Genomic DNA, 22,024 nt, shown 5'->3' with positions numbered 1-22,024 from the left:
GCTTCGGCTCTCCTTCGTCGAGCCTCGCTAAACCGCCGGATCAGTGACCGGAGGTCTTGAACCGCTCGATCGACCGGGTGATCTCGGCCTCGGCTTCGGCACGGTCAACCCAGTCGGCGGCCTTGACGAACTTGCCCGGCTCCAGGTCCTTGTAGTGCACGAAGAAGTGCTTGATCGCGTCCAGCTCGTAGGCCGGTACGTCGCTGATGTCCTGGATGTGATCCCACCGGTGGTCACCGGCCGGCACGCACAGCACCTTGGCGTCGCCGCCGGCTTCGTCGGTCATCTGGAACATCCCGACCGGGCGTGCCTCGACCAGCACACCGGGGAACACCGACTGGGGCAGCAGCACCATCGCGTCCAGCGGGTCGCCGTCCTCGCCGAGGGTGTCCTCGATGAAGCCGTAGTCGGTGGGGTAGCCCATCGGCGTGTACAGGTAGCGGTCGAGCTTAACCCGCCCGGTGGCGTGGTCGACCTCGTACTTGTTGCGCTGGCCCTTGGGGATTTCGATGGTCACGTCGAATTGCACCGGGTCAGTCTAGAGCGGCCCGGATTCACGCCCGGACTCCGCCCGTCCGGCACAATTGCGCCTGACAGGGGAGGAGAGACATGCAACCCACTCGGTGGCGACACAGCAGCGCCCATCTGGGTATCGCGGCTGCGGTGCTGGCGCTGGCCGCCGCCGTGGTGGTCGTGGCGATCGTTGTGCTCCCGGACGAATCCGGCGCAGGTGCGCGTGTGGTGTCGCCGGCACCGGTGGCGACCGCCAAGCCCGGGGTGGTGCCGGTCTCCGACGACGCCCCGATGCCGGTCGGTAGTGCACTGGCCGCAGCCATGGCCCAGGCGCTGGCCGACCCGAATCTGGGCCGGCTCACCGGCCGGATCACCGACGCGTTGACCGGCAAGGCGCTGTGGACCCAGCAGGAAGACCTGCCGATGCAGCCGGCGTCCACCAACAAGGTGCTCACCGCAGCGGCCGCCTTGCTGGCGCTGGATCGGGATGCCCGGGTCACCACCCGGGTGACCGCGAGCGATCAGCCCGGAGTGGTGGTGCTGGTGGGAGGCGGCGATCCCACGTTGTCGACGGCCGAGGTCGGGCAGGACACCTGGTATCGCGAAGCCGCGCGCATCAGCGATCTGGCCGATCAGGTGCGCCGCAGCGGGGTGAGCGTCACCGAGGTGCAGGTCGACACGTCGGCGTTCACCGGCCCGACCATGGCCCAGGGCTGGGACGCTGACGACATCGAGGGCGGTGACATCGCCCCGATCGAGGCGGTGATGGTCGACGGTGGCCGCGTGCAGCCGACCACCGTTGAGTCCCGGCGATCGACTACACCTGCGCTGGACGCCGGAAAGGCGCTGGCCGCGCAGTTGGGTGTCGACCCCGACAATGTGAGCATCGCGTCGTCGTCGGTGACCGGCCGCGAGCTGGGCGCGGTCCGATCGGCACCGCTGGTGGTCCGGCTCGGCGAGATGATGAACGCCTCGGACAACGTGATGGCCGAATCCATCGCCCGCGAGGTGGCAGCGGCGATGGGCCGGCCGCGGTCGTTTGCCGGAGCGGTTGACGCGGTGATCAACCGGCTGGCCACCGCCCACATCGCCGTCAGTGGAGCCAACCTGCAGGACTCCAGCGGGTTGTCGGTCGATGACCGGTTGTCGGCGCGGACCCTCGATGCGGTGGTGCAGGCGGCCGCCGGGCCGGACCTGCCCGAGTTGCGTCCGCTGCTGGACATGCTGCCGGTCGCCGGCGGCAGCGGCACCCTGTCCGAGCGGTTTCTCAACCCCAAGACGGGGCGCGGTGCGGCTGGCTGGCTGCGGGCCAAGACCGGCTCGCTGACCCGCACCAATGCGCTGGCCGGAATCGTCACCGACCGCGACCAGCGGGTGCTGACGTTTGCGTTCATCTCCAACGACGCCGGGCCCACCGGACGGACGGCGATCGACGCGCTGGCGGCGGTGCTGCGAACCTGCGGGTGTGGATGAGCGGGTCCGACGTGGGGAGCGCGGTGGACTTCGACTTCGCCGCGACGGTCGGTGGCTGGCTGGCACGCCCCGCGCCGCCGATGACCGACTACACACGCTGCCAGGTCGTCGAGGAACTGCACGCCAGTGCCCGCGCGGCCGAACCCCTGGTCCGAGAGGTCACCCGTCTCGGCCGGGAAGAGTTGGACGGCCCCGTCCCCGACGCCCGCGTGGTCGACCGGCGGCAGTGGATCGCCGCCGCCGCCGAATCGATGCGGGTGATGATGGGCGGCTCGGAGCGGCCCGCCGGTTTCCTCACCAGCCGGCTGACCGGGGCGCAGACCGGCGCGGTGTTGGCGTTCGTGTCCTCGGGCATCCTCGGCCAATATGACCCGTTCTGTGCAGGCGGCGGGGCGCTGTTGCTGGTCTATCCCAACGTGGTGGCCGTCGAGCGTCAGCTGCAGGTGACGCCGGCCGACTTCCGGTTGTGGGTGTGCCTGCACGAGGTGACCCATCGCGCGCAGTTCAGCGCCAACCCGTGGCTGGCCGGCTACATGTCGGATGCCCTGGCGGTACTGACCGGTGACAACAGTCCGGACCTCACCCAGGTGGTGGGCCGGCTGGCGGACCACCTGCGGGGCCACCGGGGAGACGCCGAATCGCCGGGCCCGTCAGGGATTCTGGGCCTGGTGCGGGCGGTGCAGTCCGAGGAGCAACGCACCGCGCTGGACCAGCTGCTGATGCTGGGCACGCTGCTCGAGGGTCACGCCGACCACGTGATGGACGCGGTCGGGCCGCTCGCGGTGCCGTCGGTGGCGGCCATTCGGAGTCGCTTCGAGGAACGCCGGCGGCGCCGCCAGCCGCCGCTGCAACGATTGTTGCGGGCGTTGCTGGGCCTCGACGCCAAGATGAGCCAGTACACCCGCGGCAAGGCCTTCGTCGACGCCGTGGTCGGTCGCGTCGGCATGGACCGGTTCAACGCGGTGTGGGCGAGTCCGCACACCCTGCCGTTGCCCGCCGAGATCGAAGAGCCGCAGCGGTGGATCGACCGGGTGCTGTAGCCGCGCTGCGCGCCGCACTGGGGGCGTTCGCCGAGCAGTATCTGCCGCAGGCGGGAGGCTGGGCGGTCGCGTTGTCGGGCGGACCGGATTCGCTGGCGCTGACGGCCGTCGCCGCCCGGATGCGACCCACCACCGCGCTGATCGTCGACCATGGCCTGCAAGCCGGCTCGTCTCAGGTGGCCGAGACCGCACGCCGTCAGGCACTCGAACTGGGATGCGTTGATGCACAAGTTATTCCGGTGACCGTCGGAACCGAGGGCGGTCCGGAAGCCGCGGCGCGCACCGCCCGTTACGCCGCACTGGCCGAGGGCCGCGGTCGGAACCCGGTGTTGCTGGGACACACGCTCGACGATCAGGCCGAGACAGTGCTGCTCGGGCTGGGCCGAGGTTCGGGAGCCCGGTCGATGGCCGGGATGCGGCCGTACGACCCACCGTGGTGCCGGCCGCTGCTGGGGGTGCGGCGCGCCCAGACCGCACAAGCCTGCACCGAACTGGGGCTGACGCCGTGGCTCGACCCGCACAACAGCGACGGTCGCTTCACCCGGGTGCGGCTGCGGGCCGAAGTGCTGCCGCTGTTGGAAGATGTGCTGGGCGGCGGGGTGGCCGAAGCGCTGGCCCGCACCGCGATCGCGCTGCGCGAGAACACCGAGCTCATCGATGGCTTGGCCGAGCAGGCGCTGTCCGGCGCCACCACGGGCGCCGCGTTGGACGCTGCCGCGCTGGCGACCTTGGCGGGTCCGGTGCGGCTGGCGGTGATCCGGCGCTGGCTGATCGACGGAGGCGGACGCGGCCTGACCGATCTGCAGATCCGCGCGGTGGACCGGCTGGTGACGGCCTGGCGCGGCCAGGGGGGAGTGGCGATCGGATCGGACCTGCGGGGACAGCGGCTGTTCGCGGTTCGCGGGGACGGGCTGCTGCGGCTGCGCAGCGAGCCGGTCTGAGCCACGGGGTGGGAGTTTCCGTCGCTGCAGTTGGTTGTCGAACTCCTGCCATGGCACGCTGTGCTGGTGGCTGCGATCTTGCCGGGGGGAAAACCCGAGTTGTACGCGGGTGACATCAAATCGGTGTTGCTGACCGAGGAGCAGATCCGGACCCGCACTGCCGAACTCGCTGCGCGGATCGCCGCCGACTACGCCGAGGGCAGCGCCGAGAGCGGCGACCTGCTGCTGATCACCGTGCTCAAGGGCGCGGTGCTGTTCGTCACCGATCTTGCCCGGGCGATTCCGCTGCCCACGCAGTTCGAGTTCATGGCGGTCAGCTCCTATGGTTCGTCGACGTCGTCGTCGGGGGTGGTGCGCATCCTCAAGGACCTCGACCGCGACATCAGCGACCGCGACGTGTTGATCGTCGAGGACGTCGTGGACTCCGGCCTGACCCTGTCGTGGCTGCTGCGCAATCTGGCCACCCGCCGGCCCCGGTCCCTTCGGGTGTGCACCCTGCTGCGCAAACCCGATGCGTTGGGTGCCGGCGTCGACATCACCTACGTGGGCTTCGACATCCCGAACGACTTCGTGGTCGGTTACGGCCTCGACTACGCCGAGCGCTACCGCGACCTGCCCTACATCGGCACCCTGGACCCGCGGGTCTATCAGGGCTGAGTCCCGCTAGAAGGGCGGGGCCTTCTGGCGAAGGAATCGTGCTCCGCTGCGACCGCCTGCTGTCGGGCAAAGTCCACCAGGTTGGCAATCTCGGTGCTGGTGGGCAGCCAGCCGTCAGCCAGGCCGCTGGAGATGGCGGTGTAGATGGTGTGGCAATCAGCGACGGAGAGCTCGGCAGTGAACTCATCGACAATGCGCCACAGCCAGATAGCACCGTTATTGCTGCCATCGTCTCTGATCGCCGTGGCCGGCAACGCCGTCGCCTCTTCGGGTCTTGTTTGGGTTTTCACGTTTGTTTTCCTTGTTTGTTGATTGTCTTGTGAACGAAAGTGCTTTGTCTCGAAAGATATTCAGCAGCTGACGAGACTGCCGGCGTCGCCACGGTGGCACTGAGAGCCAAACTCATGTCGATTTCGCCGTCGGCGTCGGGAACAATGGCGTAAACCGTGCGCTGATACGGCAGAACCGGCTCCGGGTCAGCCGTCGGCCCAAGCGAATCAACTGAGGACGGGCCGGCTAACCGGGGACGCCGCGTCCGGCAACCCATTGGTCTTCCGCGTGGGCTCGTGTGGTGCGCGTTGCCCTTTCGCGGTCACTGATCACCAGAAGTGCGTCGACGCTTGAGTCGTTGTTGGGTGCCGCCGCGTTCATCATCGTCTCGTGCGCCTGGTCGGGCTTGGTCCGAGGGGGAACCACGAGCAAGAGGATCCGGTTCCGGTCGGCACCGAGAACCTCCAGCGTGTTGACCGGCTGCCGTTCGTAGCCATGGAGTTGCACCGTTCGTCCGTCGGTGCGGAGTTTGGCAGGTGCCGGCGCCCACTCGTCGAGGTTGTATCGCACTCGTTGAATGCTCCCGATTCGAGTCGATAACACCGAGAGCAGGTCAGGGAGCTCGGTGGTGAGAGTGCCACTCCATGGCCACCATGCCCCGTCGACCTGTCCGGTCTGCGGCGCCTTTGGCTTCAGGCGCAACCGTGGCCTGCGTTGCGGCGGTGTCGGGTGTCGGCCCGTTGCTGAGTGGAAATATTGCTGCGTCATAACGACGCTCCTGACTGGGCCGCGAACCGGCCGGCTACCTTCAGATCGGCGGCGATACAACCCAGAACGGTCAGATGCGGAATACCGCCGATATGCCATACCCTACCCGCACCTTGGCTTAGGGGCGCCCGATCGGCGTGCTCAGCCCTGCGGCGTGCTCGAGCAAGCGGAGTTCTTCGCCGAGAAGTCTGGTCAGCTCACTCATTCCGGGAACGGCTTCGCGGCAGCCGGTAAGCCCGAACGCAATCGTATCGTCGGTGCTCGTGCAGGTGATGTTGAGTGCCTGCCCGTCGACTGGGATCGACAGGGGATAGAGCTCGTCGAGTCGGGCGCCGTTCCAGTACAAGGGCACCTTAGATCCGGTCACGTTCGAGATCATCACGTTCGGGGGCCGCAGCAGCCTGTGCTGACCGAAGAGCATGCCCAACGCCAGTGGTGTGGCACCCAGCGCACTCATCGCGAGGACCTGCAGCTGACTGTGCGCACCCAGCGCGGTCTTGCCCTCGTGCATGCTGTTCCGCACCGACAGCAGTCGCTCGCCGGAATCGGCCAGGTCGGTGGCCAGGCCGCACATCAGAGACCCGATTCTGTTGCCGGTGTCGTCCCGGCCGGCCGCAGGCCCGGGCAGCCGCAGTGAGACCGGGATCATCGCCACCAGCGACGCCAACGGCAGCGCTTTCCTAGTGGTCAGGTAGTTGCGCAGGGCGCCGGCGCACATGGCCAGCACCACATCGTTGACCGTTGCATCGCTGTGTTTGGCGACCAACTGCAATCGTTCCAGCTGCCACGAGCCCCCGGTGAAGGACCGGGCACTGTCAATCGCCACATTGAACATGGTGTGCGGTGCGACCAGCGACAGCGCGCCGCCGCGCTGGCGCAGGGCCTGCACCAGCGTGCCTGCGAGTGCCGGCAGCAACCCCGCGGCATCGCGTGCTCCGTCCCAGATCGCCGCCGTCGCCCGCCCCGCCAGCGAACCGCTCGACGTCGAGTCCGGTGCAGACGCGGAGCGCGTGTCGGCCGGCTCCCACAACGCAGGCTGACCGCGGCGAGACGGGTCAGGACTCAACGCCGCACGCAGCATCCCCATCGCGGAAACTCCGTCGGTGAGCGCATGGTGGACCTTGATGTACACGGCATAGCGGCCGTCGGCGAGGCCTTCGATCAGGTGCATCTCCCACAGCGGCCGATCCCGGTCCAGCGGGATCGCGTGCAGCCACGACACCAGCGTCCACAACTCCCGCAGTCCGGCGGGCCGCGGCAGCGCCGAATACTGCACATGATGGTGGAGGTCGACGTCGGTGCCACTGTCCCAGCCCCACTGTCCCAGCGACAGCACTGAGCGGCGAGCCCGTTTGCGCCACATGCCGGCGACTTCGTTGCGAGCGACGGCTGCCGCGAACATCTGACGGACATCCAAGGCACAGGCACCTTCGGGCGGGGTGAACATGGCAAGCCCACCCACCTGCATCTGGCGATTGTCCGATTCGGCCAGCAAGAACATCGAATCGGTCGGGGACATGGGGATCAACATCAAGGCACAGCTCCAGACAGAAAGTGAGCACCATCAGTGGTGCAGCAATGGCTTTCGGCGAGAGCATCGGTTCGGCTGGGCGAATCTCGTTGATTCAGGCCCAGATACCGCGGAGGGTTGCCTTCGCCTCGCACCTTCAGGTCGGCGATGATCCCGCTGGTCGCGGTGGTGCAGTGGCACCTCGTTGCGATTGGGAGGCTGGAGTGCCCGCCCTGCGGATCCGCAAAGAATGTGGCTTCGATCGGATGAGGTGGAGCTTCACCGCTGGAATCAACCGTACGCCTCACGCTGGTCGTTGTCTCAGCTCGCCGGCTTGGTCGGCCACCGGGACCGGATCGATGTGAGCGGCGCGGTTCTTGCGCTTGGCCGGCCGCCTTCTGCCGGCTCTGTCAGAGGCCCCGCTGATCAGCGAATCGGTGTTGCGGCGTGCGGCGTTCGAATACCGGCGTTTCGCATGCGCCGGCCCCTGGAGAAGAGCCGGGTCAGGCGCGCGATTCGCTTGATGGGACCGCCGGAGATCGCTAAGTCCTCAGCGGTGCGCGGCCGCTCCCACCGCAGCTCACCCTGGTAACCCGCGTCTGCAATGGCCCCGCACAGTTCAGCGACATCGACGGTGGAATCCGCGTCGATCGTGGCGGTCGCGGTCGGGAAGTCCACCGAGGCCCGCACGCCGTTGATCGTGTTCAGCTTTAGCTCGATGTGCGCCGAGCACATCCGGCAGGTCATGCCCGTCACATCGAGTTGGATCCGTCGAATGTCGGTCAAGGCCTCTCCTCCTTCAATCCCTCTGTAAGTAGTCGCTGGGCGGCGCTGTCCGGTTCCGATGAACGGCCGTGAGCCACAAGTTCGGCCAGCGGCGCAGGCGTGGCAAACAACTCGGTGACCCCGTCTACCGTCAGGTCGACAGTCGCGTGGCCTGCCAGGTACTGCGCGTACGAACGCTCGCCGAGTCCCATCCCGAGGGTGAGCCAGGCGTCGATGACCGCCCACCGGCATGGATTGCACCGTGCCCAATCACTGTCGTCGAGAAGCTGCTTCCACTGGTCGACATCGCACTCCCGGGCGCCGAAGCGGGCGAGAAACTCCGAGTACTCGACGGGCGTGCCCCGCAGCACGGTGATGGTGCGGCCCAGGGAAGTCGAGAGCGTGCCCAGGAGGGCAGCCGCTGCCGAGCGGCCAACGGTGACTTCCTCGGTCAACGACACGGCCGGGTGAGCACCCAGCGCCGCACATGCATCCGCCAATGCGACCAGAATGTCGGCGGACGTACGCAGTTGATGCGGTTCTCCCAGCACCCGCGGCAGCCGCACCAGGGTGAAGTCCAGATTCGGCGCACTGCGCGCGACGATCAGCTCAGCCAGCGCCTTGGACGCCGCGTAGGGATAGGGGGCGGCGCGCGGATCGACGACCTGCGGTGCAGCGATTTGCGCGTTCACCACCGAGGTCGACAGATGCACCAGCCCGGCGCCGTGAGCCGCGCAGGCCGCAACGATGTCTGCTACCGCCGCCACATTGGCAGGTCGCAACTCGCGATATGGCACCACCACGTTGGTGTTACCGATGGCATTCACCACGGTCGCAGCTGAAGTGGTGCGTATCAGATCGGAAATTCCTTCTGGTGCGATGCGTTTGATACGAACGCCCTCGACGCCGGCCAGTGAGCGCCAAGGGTCGGCGTCCGGCAGGTTCGATGTGGTTGCCAGGATCAGCTCGGAGGCGAATCCATTGGCGCGCAGCTCGCCTATGGCGCTAGCGAATCCGGTGCCGAGAATTCCGGAGGCGCCCAGCACCAGAACGGCACCAGTCTCGCTGGCCAGGGGGCCGGGTATTACAGCAGGCGGAGGCGCGGTCAGGCGGGTGAGATCGTCGTCGATCTCGGCGGCAGTGGCCTCGTCCAACCCGATACCGTCGGTGTACTCGAGCAGACGGCTCGCGTTGTCGGCGCTGATCACGTCCAGCAGGGACAGGTGCCACCCGAGGTAGCGGCGGGTGGCAGGCAGGATGCGGATCAAGTCCAGGGAACCGATGCCTTCAGCCAGTAACGAAGAATGAGGCTGTAGTTCGCGGTCGAGGCACCGACTCCAAAGTTCGGCCAGGCCGGCCGCTTGACCTCCTGCGTTTCCGGTGCTTTCGAGTCGGATCCTGGGCAGTCGGTCGACGTCGACTTTGCCGCCGGGCTTGCGTGGGATCTCGGCGACCCCCGACACCACGAATCCGGGTACTCGGGCGGCCAGCAGGATGCTTCGAATGCGTTCCCGAGCCTCAATATCCTGTGCTCCGTCACGGGTGAGCAGAGTCTGAAACCACACTCCGAGCCGGGTCTCCTCGGGCTCGACGGCGACATCGCAGACCGCGGGGTCCTCGGCGATAAGGCGGGTGATCTCGGCGGTGTCGACGCGCCGTCCGGCGAGCTTCACGACGGCATCCCTGCGGCCAGCGAACACCAGAAATCCCTGACGGTCCCAGGTGACGCGGTCGGCAGTGGCGAACGCGCGGCGTCGGGTGCCGTCGGCGTCGACCACGGTGCCGAAGGCGCCGGACCTGCCCAGATAGCCGGTCGAAACCATATCTCCGACAACGATGATCTCACCGAAGGCGACGAAAACCGTCTTCGAAACTATCGGGCGACCCACCTGCGGCCGGATGTCCGATCCGATGACGGATCCCTGCCCACTCAGCGGCAGGTAGGTCACCACCACGGTGGCCTCGGTCGGGCCGTAGCTGGAAATCAACGCGGTATGCGAAACGTCAACGGCTGCAAGCCACTTTTCGAGTGAACGCCGGCGAACTGCTTCGCCGCCGATCACAATCTGGCGCAACCCGGATGCTGCCAGAATCTCGAGAATCTCCGGCTCCTCGCAGCACAGATGCCAGACCGCGGTGGGCAGGTCGAGGATGGTGGGCCGGTGTCGCTCGAAGTCGTCGCCCAGCTGCAGCAGATTGCCGGTTCGTACGGCTGATGACCGAATCAGATCAGCGCCGCACTGGGCGGCGCCGAAGATCTCCTCGACACTGATATCCGACGTCAACGGCGCGCACTGCAAGACGGTATCGCTCGACTGCCAGCCGTAGGCGCCGCGATGTCCTTGGCAGAAGAGCGCAAGCGCCCCATGGGATATCGGGACCAACTTGGGAACCCCAGTGGAGCCCGAGGTAGGCATGACGTACGCGATCCTGTTCGCCAACATGGCGTCGTTGCGGACCCGACGGAGGCGGTCGTCGACTATCGCCGGATCTGGCGCAGGCGCGGCCGTGGCCACGTCGATGACCCGCGACGAGACTTCGCCTTGCGTTGCGATCGCGTTGGCGCGCTCGGTGAGATCGTCTGCGATGTCGCAAACGCTGTACCCACAGCCGGCCAAGTGACAGGCGAACAAGAGGTCCAGGGTCTTGTCGGTGTGGTCGTCGGCGAGAACCAGCACCTCACCCGGCTCGACGCCGTTGGTGACCAACCAGCTGATCCATGCGTCGACGTAACGGCGGCGTTGGCGCAAACTGCCGACGTCGGCGGCTGTGTCCAGAAACCAAGCCGATGGGGTCTCGGCGTTAGGCCCGGCTGCGCTCCCGGAAGGCAGGCAGCTGCCGTCGGAACAGACCTCGAGCCAGGCGCCGACGCTCATCGCGACCGGTCGATCCCAGCCTGTCGGGAACCGTCGCAGTGCCTCGGCGATCAGCTCTGCGGTTCCCGTGGATTCGCCACGGGTTTGCGGGGGGCCGCCATCCCAGATTGACAGGCTCAGTGTTCGGCCCAGGTCGTCGTGCACGACGGCTACGGTGGGGCACTCGATCGGCCCGATGTCCGTTGTCGACGGCAGGCCGTTCAGGAACGGACGCAGTTCGGGTGCACAGGGCTGCTGTAGGTAGTTGAGGGCTACCGCCTCCATCTGGGGCGCCCGGTTGGTCGTCAGATATATCCGGCGATAGAGCTCTTCGCGAAACCAGCGGCGACGCACTCCCTTCACATAGCCGCGGTCCAAGGCGCTGACGAGGTCTCGCACTGAGGCGAACGCCGGAAATCGCACCGACTGGGCGACCGAATTGACCAGGCAGGTAGCCACATCAAGGGCCGGTTCGCCGAATCGATTGTCAACTGCGTGCACCACCATGGCGTCGGCGCTGTGTCGACGGCTCGCATCGACCGCGGCAACTGCTGCCGTCACCAGTATGTGCAGCGGGATCTGCTGTTGTTCGGCCAGCGTTGCTATCGCGTCGTATCCGGCCCCGGAGATCTGTATCGATTCACGCAGCAGTCCTCGCCGCGCGCTTCCTGAGGCGGACGGTGACTGTGGTTGGCCGCCGATGTTGACCTCAGCGGTGAGTTCACGCTGGACCGATTCGGTCAGCCGATCGTGTGCTGCGCGCACCTTCTCAGCCTCCCGGCGATGAGCCTCGGCGAGCCGGTCCAGTCCGGCTGCGACGTCGCGCATTTCACCGGGTCCATCCGACAAGAACCGGCCCAGATCGGCTTCGATCAGTCCGGTTGCGCCGCCGTCGAGCAGAATGTGATGGGCGTGCACCTCCAGCCCGATGACTTCGCCGCTCGCGCCGGTATGCACGGTGTGGCGCACCAGCGGCCGATCGAGGATGCCCGAATCCCATTCGTGGACCAACGGATCCATTTCAGGACCGGCAATCCGCACCAGCTCGTCCACTGCGAGCCGCGGCACCAGGTCCGGGTACTCCGACTCGGTCTCCTCCAGTACGCATAACTGCACTGGGTTGTTGCGGACGCAGGCCTGCAGCGCGAGAAGAAATTCTCGAAGCGGGACTGGACGCAACCGGTAGCTGCGACCGATCAGATACAGCGTGGGATCCCCATCCTGCAGCACCCCCCGGTAGATGTTCTGCTGGGATACGGACAGTGGAATGCGCCGCGCGCGCGCCGAGTCAGGCCTGCCCACCGGAATCTCCCAATTCGGTAACCCAGGCTGCGATTGAAAGATCGCGCGCCAAGCGAGCCGGAAGTTCGGACTCGCGGTCCACCCCGAGTCGTTTCATCAGCAGAACGAAGCGCACCGAATCCAATCCGAGGTCGCGTAGGTCGGTGGCGTCACCGTCGAGGAAGTCGCTCTCGTCGATGTAGAGCACGTCGCAGACCGCGGCCAGAATCTTCTGCCGAACAAGCTCACTCACGTTCGCGTGCATCGATCGCCGCGGCCAGCGACGTGCGCATGACCTTGCCTGATTGGGTTCTCGGAATGCTGGTGACCAAGACGATCGTCGACGGGCGCGCAGCAGATTCCACCTCGCTGCGGTATCGGGCCGCGATCGACTGCTTAAGGGCGCGGGCGCCTGCCTCGTCCAGATTCTCCGCGGCGACCACCGCCAGCCCTACCAGCGCACCGAATTCCGGATCGGGAATCTCGTAGCAAGCGGCGTCGCGGACACCGCTGACCGACTCCGCGACCCGGTCGACCTCATCGGGAGCCACGTTAACGCCGCCGCAGATGATCATCTCCGACGCTCGTCCGCGGATATAGAACAGGCCGTCGCTGCCTGCGTCGAGCAGGTCGCCCGTGTTGACCCACCGGTCGCGCAGCGTTTCAGCGGTGCGGTCGGGGTTGTTCCAGTATCCGAGCATGTTTGCCGGCGATCTGATCCACAGGGTGCCCGACGATGCCGAAGGCCCCGTTGGCCCACTGCCGTCGCCGTCGAGATGAACCTCTACACCCGGATACGGCCTGCCGACAGCACCCGCCTCGATGGCGTCGATCGAACCCGGCCCGGTGGGAAGGCACAGTGCGGTGCAACCGGTTTCACTCAGGCCATAGACCTGTGCGGTTCGGACCCCGGCAGCCTCGACGTAATGTACGTCCGATGCGATAGCCCTGGATCCGCCGTAGCCCAGGAAGCGCAGCGAGGCCGGCACCGGTGCTCCGGTCGCCTTCAATTCGGCCACCAGGCGTGACAGCAGCGTGGGGACCAGACAAACCGTGGCGACGTCATTGACCGAGAGGATCTCCAGCAACGACGCGCCGGTCTCGCCGCCGGTGACACATGACACGCCCTGCATCAGGCAGTTCAGGATCCACCACAACCCGCCGATATGCGTTGCCGGCAACGGCGAATACGCCGTCTCGCCGATCACCCAGTCGATCCACGTCAAACCCTCCGCTCGCAGAATGTCGGCAACGGCGTAGAAAGTTCGGTTGGCCAACAACACAGCCTTGGGTTCACCCGTGGTTCCGCTGGTGAAGATCATCGCTACGGGATCATCGGCGGCTCCGCCCGGATGACCCAGGCTCCCCGGTGGGTTGCGAAAAGGTTGACCGTCGGCAACCGACAGTGCCGGGATCGCTGCCAGGCGGTCCGGTAGGCCCGCGGTGGGCATCCTGGTACCGGCCGTGCGCAGCATTGCGGAGGGATCGGTCATCTGGGCGAACCGATCGATGGTGGCCACCGGCAGGTCGCCGTCAACCAGAACGGCAATGGCGCCGAGCCGGGCGCACGCCAGGACCGCGAGGTAGGTCTGCGGCCCGTTGTCGGATATGACCAGCACTCGCGATCCCTGCGACACCCCTTGCTGGTGCAGTGCGCCGGCCAGCCTGTCCCACTCCGCGGCCATATCGCGGTAGCTCACCAAACCGGTTCCATCGCAACGGCGCAACGCGATCGCGTCGGGCCGTTGGCGAACGTGTTCGAGAATGCGCTCCAGCATGCTGGAGGGGGCTTGCGTCCTCATGTCAGCGGGCTCGTTCTGGCTGGCATCCCGGGATGTTCAGGGCAGCTAGCTCAAACTCGCCATACGCCGAGCCGCCGTGCTCATCCCAGAACTCAATGGCGCATGGCACGCGCAGATACCGCACCGTGCGTTCGACGATCTCCAGGTTGTGGCAGTGCAGCCGCGCCTGGAACTTGGTGGCATCAATCGGTCTTCTGAACCGTGACGACGACGTTCTGATGTACATGCTGGAGAGCTGGTGCTTGCAGTAGTCGTCGAATGTCCAACCATGGAACGCGGGGATCACGCCGTCGGCGATGGCGGGCGCGAAAGCAGAGTAGGCGAGCTGATTGAAGCACAGCACCAATTCGACTGCATTGAAATGGCCGGTGCTGCGGATATAGGCGGATTCGGCGATCGAGAAACTTCCTTGAGCCAACACCGAATCGGTGTCAGCTTGGGCTTCGGCATCGATCAGATACCGGCACCCCTTGTAGGCGTAAGGCTCCAGCACCTTGGACAAGAGGTTCTCGGCGATCGGGGTCGCGTCGGTCAAGGCTGGGGGCATCGAACCGGTGGCGCTCATGCCGGGTATCCCGGGGTCTTGAGCCCGTCGAGCATTGTCAGCCGATAGGTCGTCAAGGTACCCGCGGAACTGCCGTGTTTGGCTCGATGCATCAGAACTCGGTTGTCCCACAAGATGATGTCTCCTACCTCGTAGTGTTGGGTATGAATGAAGGGGTGTGTGAACTCGGGATCAAGTTGCCCGGTGGCGGCCATCAGCTCCTGGAGCACCGACGGTTCGAGCGCTCGGGATTCCTGGTCCTCAATCTTGGTGGTCCCCGACGCGCAGATGTAGAGAATCTCTTCGCCCGTCTTCGGGTGCCGGATCACGGTCGGCCATTTGATGGGCGGCGTGGTCCGGGTAATTTCGTCCCACACTTCCCCGATCGGTCGGTAGACATCGTCGGGACGGATTTTGATGTGCCGCCGTGGATCATGGGTGCTCCATGTTCCGCGGGCAGCGTCCTGTAGGGCGGTTGGTACCGACGCCCAGGCTTGATTGAGGTCGATGAAATAGGTACCGCGGTCAGGTCCGGGAACGTTCAGGGGTAACACCATTGAGAACGCGAACGGCTCCGGCATGAACATGTAGTCGATGTGCCAGAACGCGCCGGTTCGCGGAACGCCTTGGTGTTCCTCGGTGGAGGACACGAAGATCTCCGGAAACTCGTAATGGTGGTACATGGATTCGTAATAGGGCACGATGTCGCCGATGATTCTGCCGAGCTGGAGGTACTGCTCCGGCGAGGGGTGAACGCCTTTGATGATGACGAGCTTGTTGGCGTATACGATCTCGCGAATTTCGTCGCGGGTGATGTTGCTCAGATCATTGGGGTCCACCCCGGTGATCTGCGCTCCAAGGCCGGTGCCGGTGACGGTCAGTGTCATCCGAGGTGGCTTTCCTTGCTCATTCTTCTTTTCCCTCCTTCATCGGTTGGGTCAGTTGCTCCACCTGGTCGGAGGCGCTCCAGCTGGTGGGCAACATCGGTACTCGCCGGATCTCGTCAGCGTGTCCCGTGAGTCCAGCGGCGCGAGTGGAGGCGACCACTGCTGCGATGGCCTCGGGGCGTTCGGCGGGGCGGGCATCGGACTCCGTGGCCATGACAGCGCCGTCGCCAGCTTGGAGGAACTCGTAACGGTTGCCGTGCATACGAACCCGCCCTGTGCTGCGTCGATTGCGCCGGCCGCGGACATCAGCGGCGACGGTCCGCGGAGCGGTCGTGCGGCTGGAAGCCGCGACGCTGTTGGAGGCAGTCATATCGTCTTTGGGGCCGGTCTCGACGCCGGGTGGTCCCCAGCCGGAGACGACATAGGGGATCAGCGCGGCAACGCCGTCGGGGCTCGGGATGACGGCGGGTGCGCTCGGTCCTGGTGCACCGGCGGTGCCGCCCAGGCCAGCGGAGGAGCCGGCCGCAGCGGGCGGTGCCGCAATCGCCGTAACGGGGATGTCCACGCTTCCCTCACCGGCCAACGGAGCGACGATGGCTGGTCCTTTATCAGCCGGGATCTGTTGGCCGTTCAGCAGCGGCAGCAACTTCAAGGCGCTCAGCGCGCTGAGCGCGGGAGCGAAGAACGGCAACAGCAGCAAGCCGTATGACGCGTAGTAGGGATACCACAACACGTCGTAGGCGATCAACGCGACCGCCGCCAAGAAGGTAGCGATCACCGGGTTGAAACCCAGGTTCTGGAAGAAGTCCTCGAAGATGCGCAGCAATTCTTCGACATTGCCGGCATTGTCGAGAAGTTCAGTGATGAGGCGGGTCAGCTCCTGTAGCCAATTGGGGTCTTCAGCGCCTGCTGGGGAGGTGGCCGCGGCGGGGTTGGAGACGATGGGTGGAGCGGGCCGGATCTGCGGGTTCGCTGCGACGGCTGCAGTGGCGGTGCCCTGATATACGGACATGGTCTCGGCGGCCTGCACCCACATCCGCGTGTAGTCGGCCTCGTTAGCGGCGATCGGGACGGTGTTCACTCCGAAGAAGTTCGTGGCGAGCAGCACCGTGTGAACCGCGTGGTTGGCGGCCAGCTCGTCGAGGCTGGGCATCGAGGCCACTGCGGCGCTGTATGCGGAGGCAGCCGTCTGGTGTTGTGCAGCAGTCGTGGCACTGTCGGCGGCCGCTTGTTCCAACCAGGTCAGGTACGGGGTGTGCGCGGACAGATACGCCGTGGCGCTCGGGCCCTGCCAGTGGCTGCTTTGCACCGCGGCCAGTACCCGGGTCAGTCCGGCGGCGGTGTCGTCGTAGATGACGCTGAGCCGCTGCCATTCCGCGGCGGCTGCCAACAGAGGTCCTGGCCCTGGTCCGGCGGCAAGCATGGCGGAGTGCGTTTCGGGAGGCATTGCCATCCAGATCGGGGCGGTCAAGGATGGCACCTCCTCTGATGTCGTGGATTGCGCGGAACGCAAGGTGCGGGCCAGTTCCCGCCACCGAGGTGGTCGGATGTGAGAATCAAAAAGTTCCGGTCGATCACGGTTAGGTTTCTCGCAGCGACTCACGGGGGTCCGGCGGGTACGGTCTGAAGGCGTGCCAGTCATTGACGCCCGTCATCTTGAGGGGATATCGGAGACGGCATTGCTCACGCTGTATCAGCGGGCGGCCGAGGCTAAGCGGCCCGACGGGGTGATCGACGATCCCATGGCGATCGAGTTGTTCAACAGTCTTGATTACGATTACGCCGACTTCGGCAGGATTCACCAGGCCACCGCGATGCGGGCATTGGTGTTCGACCAGGCCACCCGCGAGTACCTGGCGGTGCATCCCCGCGCGACTGTCGTTGCCCTTGCGGAGGGTCTGCAGACAAGCTTCTGGCGTGTCGACAACGGCCAGTTGAACTGGCTTTCGGTGGATTTGGAACCCATCATCGCACTTCGTGAACTGTTGCTGCCGGCATCAGACCGGCTGCGCTCGTGTGCCCGGTCGGCACTCGACTACTCGTGGATGGACCAGGTCGACGACTCCGCCGGGGTGTTGATCACGGCCGAGGGGTTGTTGCAGTATCTGGATCGCGAAGCGGTGTTTGCTCTGCTCGCCGCCTGCGCCGAGAGGTTTCCGGGCGGCCGGATGATCTTCGACAGTGTCCCGAGACTGCTGAGCTCCTACTCACGCTCGCGTCGCGGGATCAAGCTCAGCGACAACTACACGGCGCCTCCAATGCCCTTCTGGTTCACGGCGAAGGACTACTGCGAGCTGCGTGCGGTGCCTGGCGTTCACGCTGTCTCTGAGCTGGGTGTACCGCCCGGGCGAGGCAGGGTGGTCGGCAGGGCACTTGCGTTGGCCTATCGGTCCAAGCTCCTGAGCCGGTTCCGCGCCCCGACCAACCTGGTCGAATTCGGCTGATCGCCCCCCCCGGAGTGTGATGTCAGCCACAAGAATCCGGGGACTTGAGTGATTCTTATCGAAGCCTGGAACTTTTTTCATATCGGCTCGACTTATTGGTCATGACACAGTTTCGCCACTCTCAGGTCAGCACAGCAGAACTCAGCAATCGGGGATTGATGGTCGCCGGCGCCGCGTTAGCCGTTACCGGAATACTCGCGGTCAGCCCCGCGACCCCCGCGCTGTCTGGCGGCACCGCAACGCCCGCGGTGCAACTCGCCGCTTCGATCGACCCGTTCGGTCCGTGGGTGGATGTCCTCAACGCCACGGTGGCCAACGGGTCGCAGGTCTTTGACGCGATCAAGGACGCTCTAGGCGGGTTTGCCGACACGCTGGAAGGGCAGTTCGCTGCGGCGACGTTCCTCGGTGTCGACGTGGCAACGCCAGAGGGTTCGGAGTTGGCCGCTCAGACCCTCGACTGGAATCATCTTTGGGGCCTGCAGTATCTGGCCGGGATGGACTTCGGCATGGGGATCCCGCAGATCGACCCGGTGGAACCCGCGGCAACGTTCCTGACCCTGTTGTCCTCGCCGCTCAGCGGTGTCCTGATGGGGCTCATCGGCCCGCTTGTCAGCCCCGGGGTAGAACTGATCAACAGCATCGGATCGATCGTCGACAGTGTCGGCGCAGGAGACCTCGAGGCGGCGTTGCAAGGGCTGCTGGCCGCTCCGGCCAACGTCGTGGGCGCGTTCTTCAACGGGGCAACGTTAGACCTCGATGCGTTGGTGCCGTTGTTGAACGACGTTCTGCAGGTTCCGGAAGGCAATGCGGTCCTCGGCGCCAGTTTCGCCTTTGGCGGTCTGCTCACGCCGGGAGAAACAGACGCCGGCAACGTCGGCGGTTCGCTCTACAACTCGCTTGGTCTCGATCTGCAGATGCAAGGGATGGGAATGCCCTACCTGGCCCCGGGTGAGGGTGTCGGGCTCATCGCGTCGTTGGTCAATCTGGTGGAGATGTTCGCCGCCGGGATGGGCTGACAAGAAGTCATTTTCGGGCAGTAGTCACCCAAAGCGGGCGCTCCATACCGGAAGCGCCCGCTTTTGGCGATCACGACTGGCCGCGGAACGTCGTCGCCGCCAAAGGTTGGATCAGCCCACGGTTTGTGGCGCTGGTGGTGCATCTTCGCGCTGCCCAACCGTATTCGGATTCGGCCAGAGGGCCGGGAATGGACGCGGGCGAACCCGTTGCGGCCACCAGAACCACCTGCCGAGCAGGGCAGCCAGAGAAGGCATCACGAACGAGCGAATCACCAAGGTGTCGAAGAGCAGACCGATGGCGATCGTCGTTCCGATCTGTGCCACGACTGTCAGATCACTGACGGCCATCGACAGCATCGTCAGGGCGAACACCACGCCGGCCGAGGTCACCACCGAGCCAGTGCCGCCCATCGCCCGGATGATTCCGGTGTTCAGCCCGGCGTGGATCTCCTCTTTGAACCTCGCCACCAACAGCAGGTTGTAGTCCGAGCCCACGGCCAGCAGGATGATCAGCGACATCGCCATCACCATGAAGTGCAGCTCCAAGCCGATAATGTGCTGCCACAACAGGATCGACAGGCCAAAAGACGCCCCCAGTGACGCCAGCACGGTTCCGACGATAACCGCGGCGGCGATCGCGCTTCTGGTGATGACCAGCATGATGATGAAGATCAGACACAGTGCGGCGATCCCGACCGCCAGCAGGTCGTAGTTGTTGCCCTGCTGCATGTCCTTGAACACCGATGCCGTACCGCCGACGTAGATCTTCGACCCCTCCAGCGGCGTGCCCTTCATCGCCTCCTTGGCGGCCTGCTTGATGCCGTCGACGTGTTTGATCCCTTCCGGTGTCAGGGGATCGCCGTCATGGGTGACGATGAACCGGACGGCGTGGCCGTCAGGTGACACAAACACCTTCAGGCCGCGCTGGAACTCCTGGTTGCCGAACACCTCCGGTGGCAGATAGAACGTGTCGTCGTTCTGGGAGTCGTTGAAAGCGGTGCCCATAGCCGACTGGTTGTCCAGCATGACCGCGGTTTGGTCGAGCAGGCCGTTCTGCGCGGAGTGCATGGTCAGCATGGTTGTCCTCGTCGACGTCAATGCCTGAATCTGTCCGGGCAACTGCTCAATCATTTGTGGCACTAGCGCATCGAGCCGGTCGAGTTCGGGCAGCAATCGATCGATGTCGCCGGTCAACACGTCGGGGCCGTCGAGGGCATCGAAAATCGATCGTAGAGACCAGCATGCCGGGATGCCGAAGCAATGTGGTTCCCAGTATAGGTAGCTGCGCAGCGGCCGCATGAAATCGTCGAAGTCGGCGAGGTGGTCGCGTAATTCCGCGGTGTCGTCGGCCAATTGGTGTGTCTTGCCGACCATGCTGTGGGTGGTGGCGCTCATCTCGGTCATCAACAGCTGCATCCGCTGCATGGTGTCGATGCTGCGCTGCAGGTCTTCGGCGCTTGAGCCAAACTCGCTCATTCGGTCCCGCAGGTAGCCCTGATTCAGGACCTGCAGGGTGCCCTGAAGGCTGAGCTGAGCAGGCAGCGTGCTGAACTTCAGCGGTGTGCCAGCCGGCCGGGTAATCGTCTGTACCCGGCTTATCCCCGGTTGCCGCACAACCGCCTTGGCGATCTTGTCGATCACCAGGAAGTCCGCCGGATTACGCAGATCCCGATCCGTCTCCACCAGCAACACTTCGGGATTCATCCGCGCGGTGGAGAAGTGCTGCTCGGCGGCCGCATAGCCGGCGGTGGAAGGCAGGTCCGCAGGTAGGTACCGGCGTTCGTTGTAGCTGGTGCGGTAGCCCGCCAGGGCGACCAGACCGATAAGGGTCAGCGCCATGCTCGCCACGAGAACCGGAGCCGGCCAACGAACGATGACCGCACCGAGTTTGCGCCAGCCGCGGATCCGCATCGCCCGCTTGGGTTCCAGCAGCCCGCGCCGACTGGCGACGGTGATGATTGCCGGACCGAGGGTCAGCGCCACAAGCATGGCGACGACCATGCCGGCGGCCAGGGGGATACCGAGCGTCTGAAAATAGGGGAGCCGCGTGAAGTGCAGACAGAATGTGGCGCCGGCGATCGTCGATCCCGAGGCCAGGATCACGTGCGCGGTGCCGTCGAACATGGTGTGGTACGCCGTCTCACGGTCTTCACCTGCAGTGCGGGCCTCTTGGTAGCGGCCGACCAGAACGATCGCGTAGTCGGTCGCGGCAGCTATGGCCAAGGTGACCAGAAGGTTCGTTGCGAAAGTCGTCAGGCCGATGAGATGGAAGTACGCGAGCCAGGCCACCACGCCGCGCGCCGCGGCGAGTGCCAGAAACACCAATGCCAAGACAATCAGCCCGGTGCTCACTGACCGATACACCAAAAGAATCATCGCGGTGATGACCAAGAACGTGAGACCCACGATGACTTGCGCGCTGTGGTCACCGGCCACCTGCTCGTCGGCCGCCAGCGCCGCCGGGCCGGTGACATACGTGGTCACCTCCGGTGGGGCGTCCACCTCGGCGACGAGATTGCGGACCGCCTCCAGCGATTCGTTCGCCAGCGTCTCGCCCTGGTTGCCGGCCAGGTAGACCTGTACGTAGGCCGCCCTGCCGTCGTTGCTCTGCGCCCCGGCGGCGGTCAGTGGATCACCCCAGAAGTCCTGGACATGCTCGACATGAGCGGTGTCGGCGCTGAGCCTGCTGATCAGAGCGTCGTAATAGCGGTGCGCATCATCGCCGAGTGGCTGTCGGCTCTCGAGGAGAATCATCGCCGAACTGTCGGAGGTGTACTCGTCGAAGACGTGACCGACCCGCTTCATCGCGGTCACCGACGGCGCGAAATCCGGACTCATCGGCACCGAGCGCATCTGGCCCACGACTTCCAGCGGCGGCACCCCGGTGCTCAGCACAACGACGATGGCAATCCATCCGAGAATGATCGGGACGGCTAGGCGTCGAATACATGTGGCAAGGCTGGAGCGTTTGGCAGAGGAAGGCGGGGTCGATGCCGGCCACATGATGCTAGGACCAGCCGAGGCTGTCATTGATGCCGGGAGCTTCAAGTGGGCACCACAGATCGGTGGCCTAGTTCATGATCCCGGGGGTCGACGCGTCCTCCAGCGCTGGGGCAAGTCATCGCCTAATGGGTCGGACGGAGTACGTGGAAAGTTCCCACGCTCGCAGCCCGAATCCGTAGTCGGCGGGCTGGCGGGTCTGTCAGGGATGATCAGCCGTTAGACGGTATGGGGTGACGCCCCGGCTTTCGTCGGGGG

At 65.4% G+C, this 22,024-nt stretch carries 18 protein-coding genes; 6 read left to right on the top strand and 12 right to left on the bottom strand.

Annotated elements, in window-relative coordinates; translation table 11 throughout:
- Positions 1-40: 40 nt before the first annotated feature.
- Positions 41-529 (bottom strand): inorganic diphosphatase, encoded by a 489-nt coding sequence (locus tag N416_RS0108600; protein WP_024441707.1) that lies wholly within the window; start codon positions 527-529, stop codon positions 41-43.
- An 80-nt stretch (positions 530-609) separates the two neighbouring features.
- Between N416_RS0108600 and dacB the strand changes: the two genes are divergently transcribed.
- Genes dacB through hpt form a run of 4 tightly spaced genes read left to right on the top strand, consistent with a single transcriptional unit; the run spans position 610 to position 4,624 of the window.
- Positions 610-1,986, top strand: a complete 1,377-nt coding sequence (dacB, locus tag N416_RS0108595) for a D-alanyl-D-alanine carboxypeptidase/D-alanyl-D-alanine-endopeptidase (RefSeq protein ID WP_024441706.1) — start codon at positions 610-612, stop codon at positions 1,984-1,986.
- Positions 1,983-3,026 carry a zinc-dependent metalloprotease gene (locus N416_RS0108590; protein WP_024441705.1) on the top strand — a complete coding sequence of 348 codons (1,044 nt, stop codon included), beginning with the start codon at positions 1,983-1,985 and terminating at the stop codon, positions 3,024-3,026. The genes dacB and N416_RS0108590 overlap by 4 nt, the downstream gene beginning before the upstream one ends.
- On the top strand, positions 3,005-3,967 hold the full coding sequence (gene tilS, locus N416_RS0108585; RefSeq protein ID WP_024441704.1) for a tRNA lysidine(34) synthetase TilS: 963 nt from the start codon (positions 3,005-3,007) through the stop codon (positions 3,965-3,967). The genes N416_RS0108590 and tilS overlap by 22 nt, the downstream gene beginning before the upstream one ends.
- 30 nt (positions 3,968-3,997) lie before the next feature.
- Positions 3,998-4,624: a hypoxanthine phosphoribosyltransferase gene (hpt, locus tag N416_RS0108580; RefSeq protein ID WP_155943340.1), complete on the top strand. Its 627-nt coding sequence runs from the start codon at positions 3,998-4,000 to the stop codon at positions 4,622-4,624.
- Here the strand turns inward: hpt and N416_RS0108575 are convergent.
- The 10 genes from N416_RS0108575 to N416_RS0108530 all read right to left on the bottom strand — a co-directional run bounded on the left by N416_RS0108575 (position 4,615) and on the right by N416_RS0108530 (position 16,753).
- Positions 4,615-4,914, bottom strand: a complete 300-nt coding sequence (locus N416_RS0108575; protein ID WP_024441702.1) for a hypothetical protein — start codon at positions 4,912-4,914, stop codon at positions 4,615-4,617. The genes hpt and N416_RS0108575 overlap by 10 nt on opposite strands.
- Positions 4,915-5,140: 226 nt before the next feature.
- Entirely contained in the window at positions 5,141-5,662 is a 522-nt protein-coding gene (locus tag N416_RS0108570) for a DUF5994 family protein (protein WP_046300271.1), read from the bottom strand.
- Between the two features lie 118 nt (positions 5,663-5,780).
- A complete protein-coding gene (locus N416_RS0108565; RefSeq protein ID WP_024441700.1) occupies positions 5,781-7,193 on the bottom strand; it encodes a wax ester/triacylglycerol synthase family O-acyltransferase in 1,413 nt (470 codons plus the stop codon).
- A gap of 405 nt (positions 7,194-7,598) precedes the next feature.
- Entirely contained in the window at positions 7,599-7,958 is a 360-nt protein-coding gene (locus tag N416_RS21470; RefSeq protein WP_052739858.1) for a heavy-metal-associated domain-containing protein, read from the bottom strand.
- On the bottom strand, positions 7,955-12,094 hold the full coding sequence (locus tag N416_RS0108555) for an AMP-binding protein (RefSeq protein ID WP_051190220.1): 4,140 nt from the start codon (positions 12,092-12,094) through the stop codon (positions 7,955-7,957). Before N416_RS0108555 ends, N416_RS21470 begins: the two co-directional genes overlap by 4 nt.
- Positions 12,081-12,338, bottom strand: coding sequence for an acyl carrier protein (locus tag N416_RS0108550; RefSeq protein WP_036457566.1), 258 nt, complete (start codon positions 12,336-12,338; stop codon positions 12,081-12,083). Before N416_RS0108550 ends, N416_RS0108555 begins: the two co-directional genes overlap by 14 nt.
- Positions 12,319-13,875: a fatty acid--CoA ligase FadD10 gene (gene fadD10, locus N416_RS0108545; RefSeq protein ID WP_036457565.1), complete on the bottom strand. Its 1,557-nt coding sequence runs from the start codon at positions 13,873-13,875 to the stop codon at positions 12,319-12,321. Before fadD10 ends, N416_RS0108550 begins: the two co-directional genes overlap by 20 nt.
- A gap of 1 nt (position 13,876) precedes the next feature.
- Entirely contained in the window at positions 13,877-14,440 is a 564-nt protein-coding gene (locus N416_RS0108540) for an FcoT family thioesterase (RefSeq protein ID WP_024441695.1), read from the bottom strand.
- The gene (locus N416_RS0108535) at positions 14,437-15,306 is read right to left on the bottom strand and encodes a TauD/TfdA family dioxygenase (RefSeq protein ID WP_024441694.1); all 870 of its coding nucleotides are present in this window, start codon (positions 15,304-15,306) and stop codon (positions 14,437-14,439) included. Before N416_RS0108535 ends, N416_RS0108540 begins: the two co-directional genes overlap by 4 nt.
- A 19-nt stretch (positions 15,307-15,325) precedes the next feature.
- Positions 15,326-16,753 (bottom strand): PPE family protein, encoded by a 1,428-nt coding sequence (locus tag N416_RS0108530; protein ID WP_369797588.1) that lies wholly within the window; start codon positions 16,751-16,753, stop codon positions 15,326-15,328.
- Positions 16,754-16,937: 184 nt separating this feature from the next.
- On the opposite strand from N416_RS0108530, the gene N416_RS0108525 reads away from it, so the two are divergent.
- Both N416_RS0108525 and gjpA read left to right on the top strand, forming a co-directional pair.
- Entirely contained in the window at positions 16,938-17,750 is an 813-nt protein-coding gene (locus N416_RS0108525; RefSeq protein ID WP_024441692.1) for a class I SAM-dependent methyltransferase, read from the top strand.
- Between the two features lie 101 nt (positions 17,751-17,851).
- Positions 17,852-18,766, top strand: coding sequence for an outer membrane porin GjpA (gjpA, locus tag N416_RS22100; protein WP_024441691.1), 915 nt, complete (start codon positions 17,852-17,854; stop codon positions 18,764-18,766).
- A 111-nt stretch (positions 18,767-18,877) separates the two neighbouring features.
- On the opposite strand, the gene N416_RS0108515 is transcribed toward gjpA, so the two are convergent.
- Positions 18,878-21,769: an RND family transporter gene (locus N416_RS0108515; protein ID WP_024441690.1), complete on the bottom strand. Its 2,892-nt coding sequence runs from the start codon at positions 21,767-21,769 to the stop codon at positions 18,878-18,880.
- Positions 21,770-22,024 lie beyond the last annotated feature (255 nt).

The sequence above is a fragment of the Mycobacterium sp. UM_WGJ genome, assembly GCF_000455125.1.
GTDB lineage: Bacteria > Actinomycetota > Actinomycetes > Mycobacteriales > Mycobacteriaceae > Mycobacterium.
This window is presented reverse-complemented; position numbering and strand designations above follow the sequence as displayed.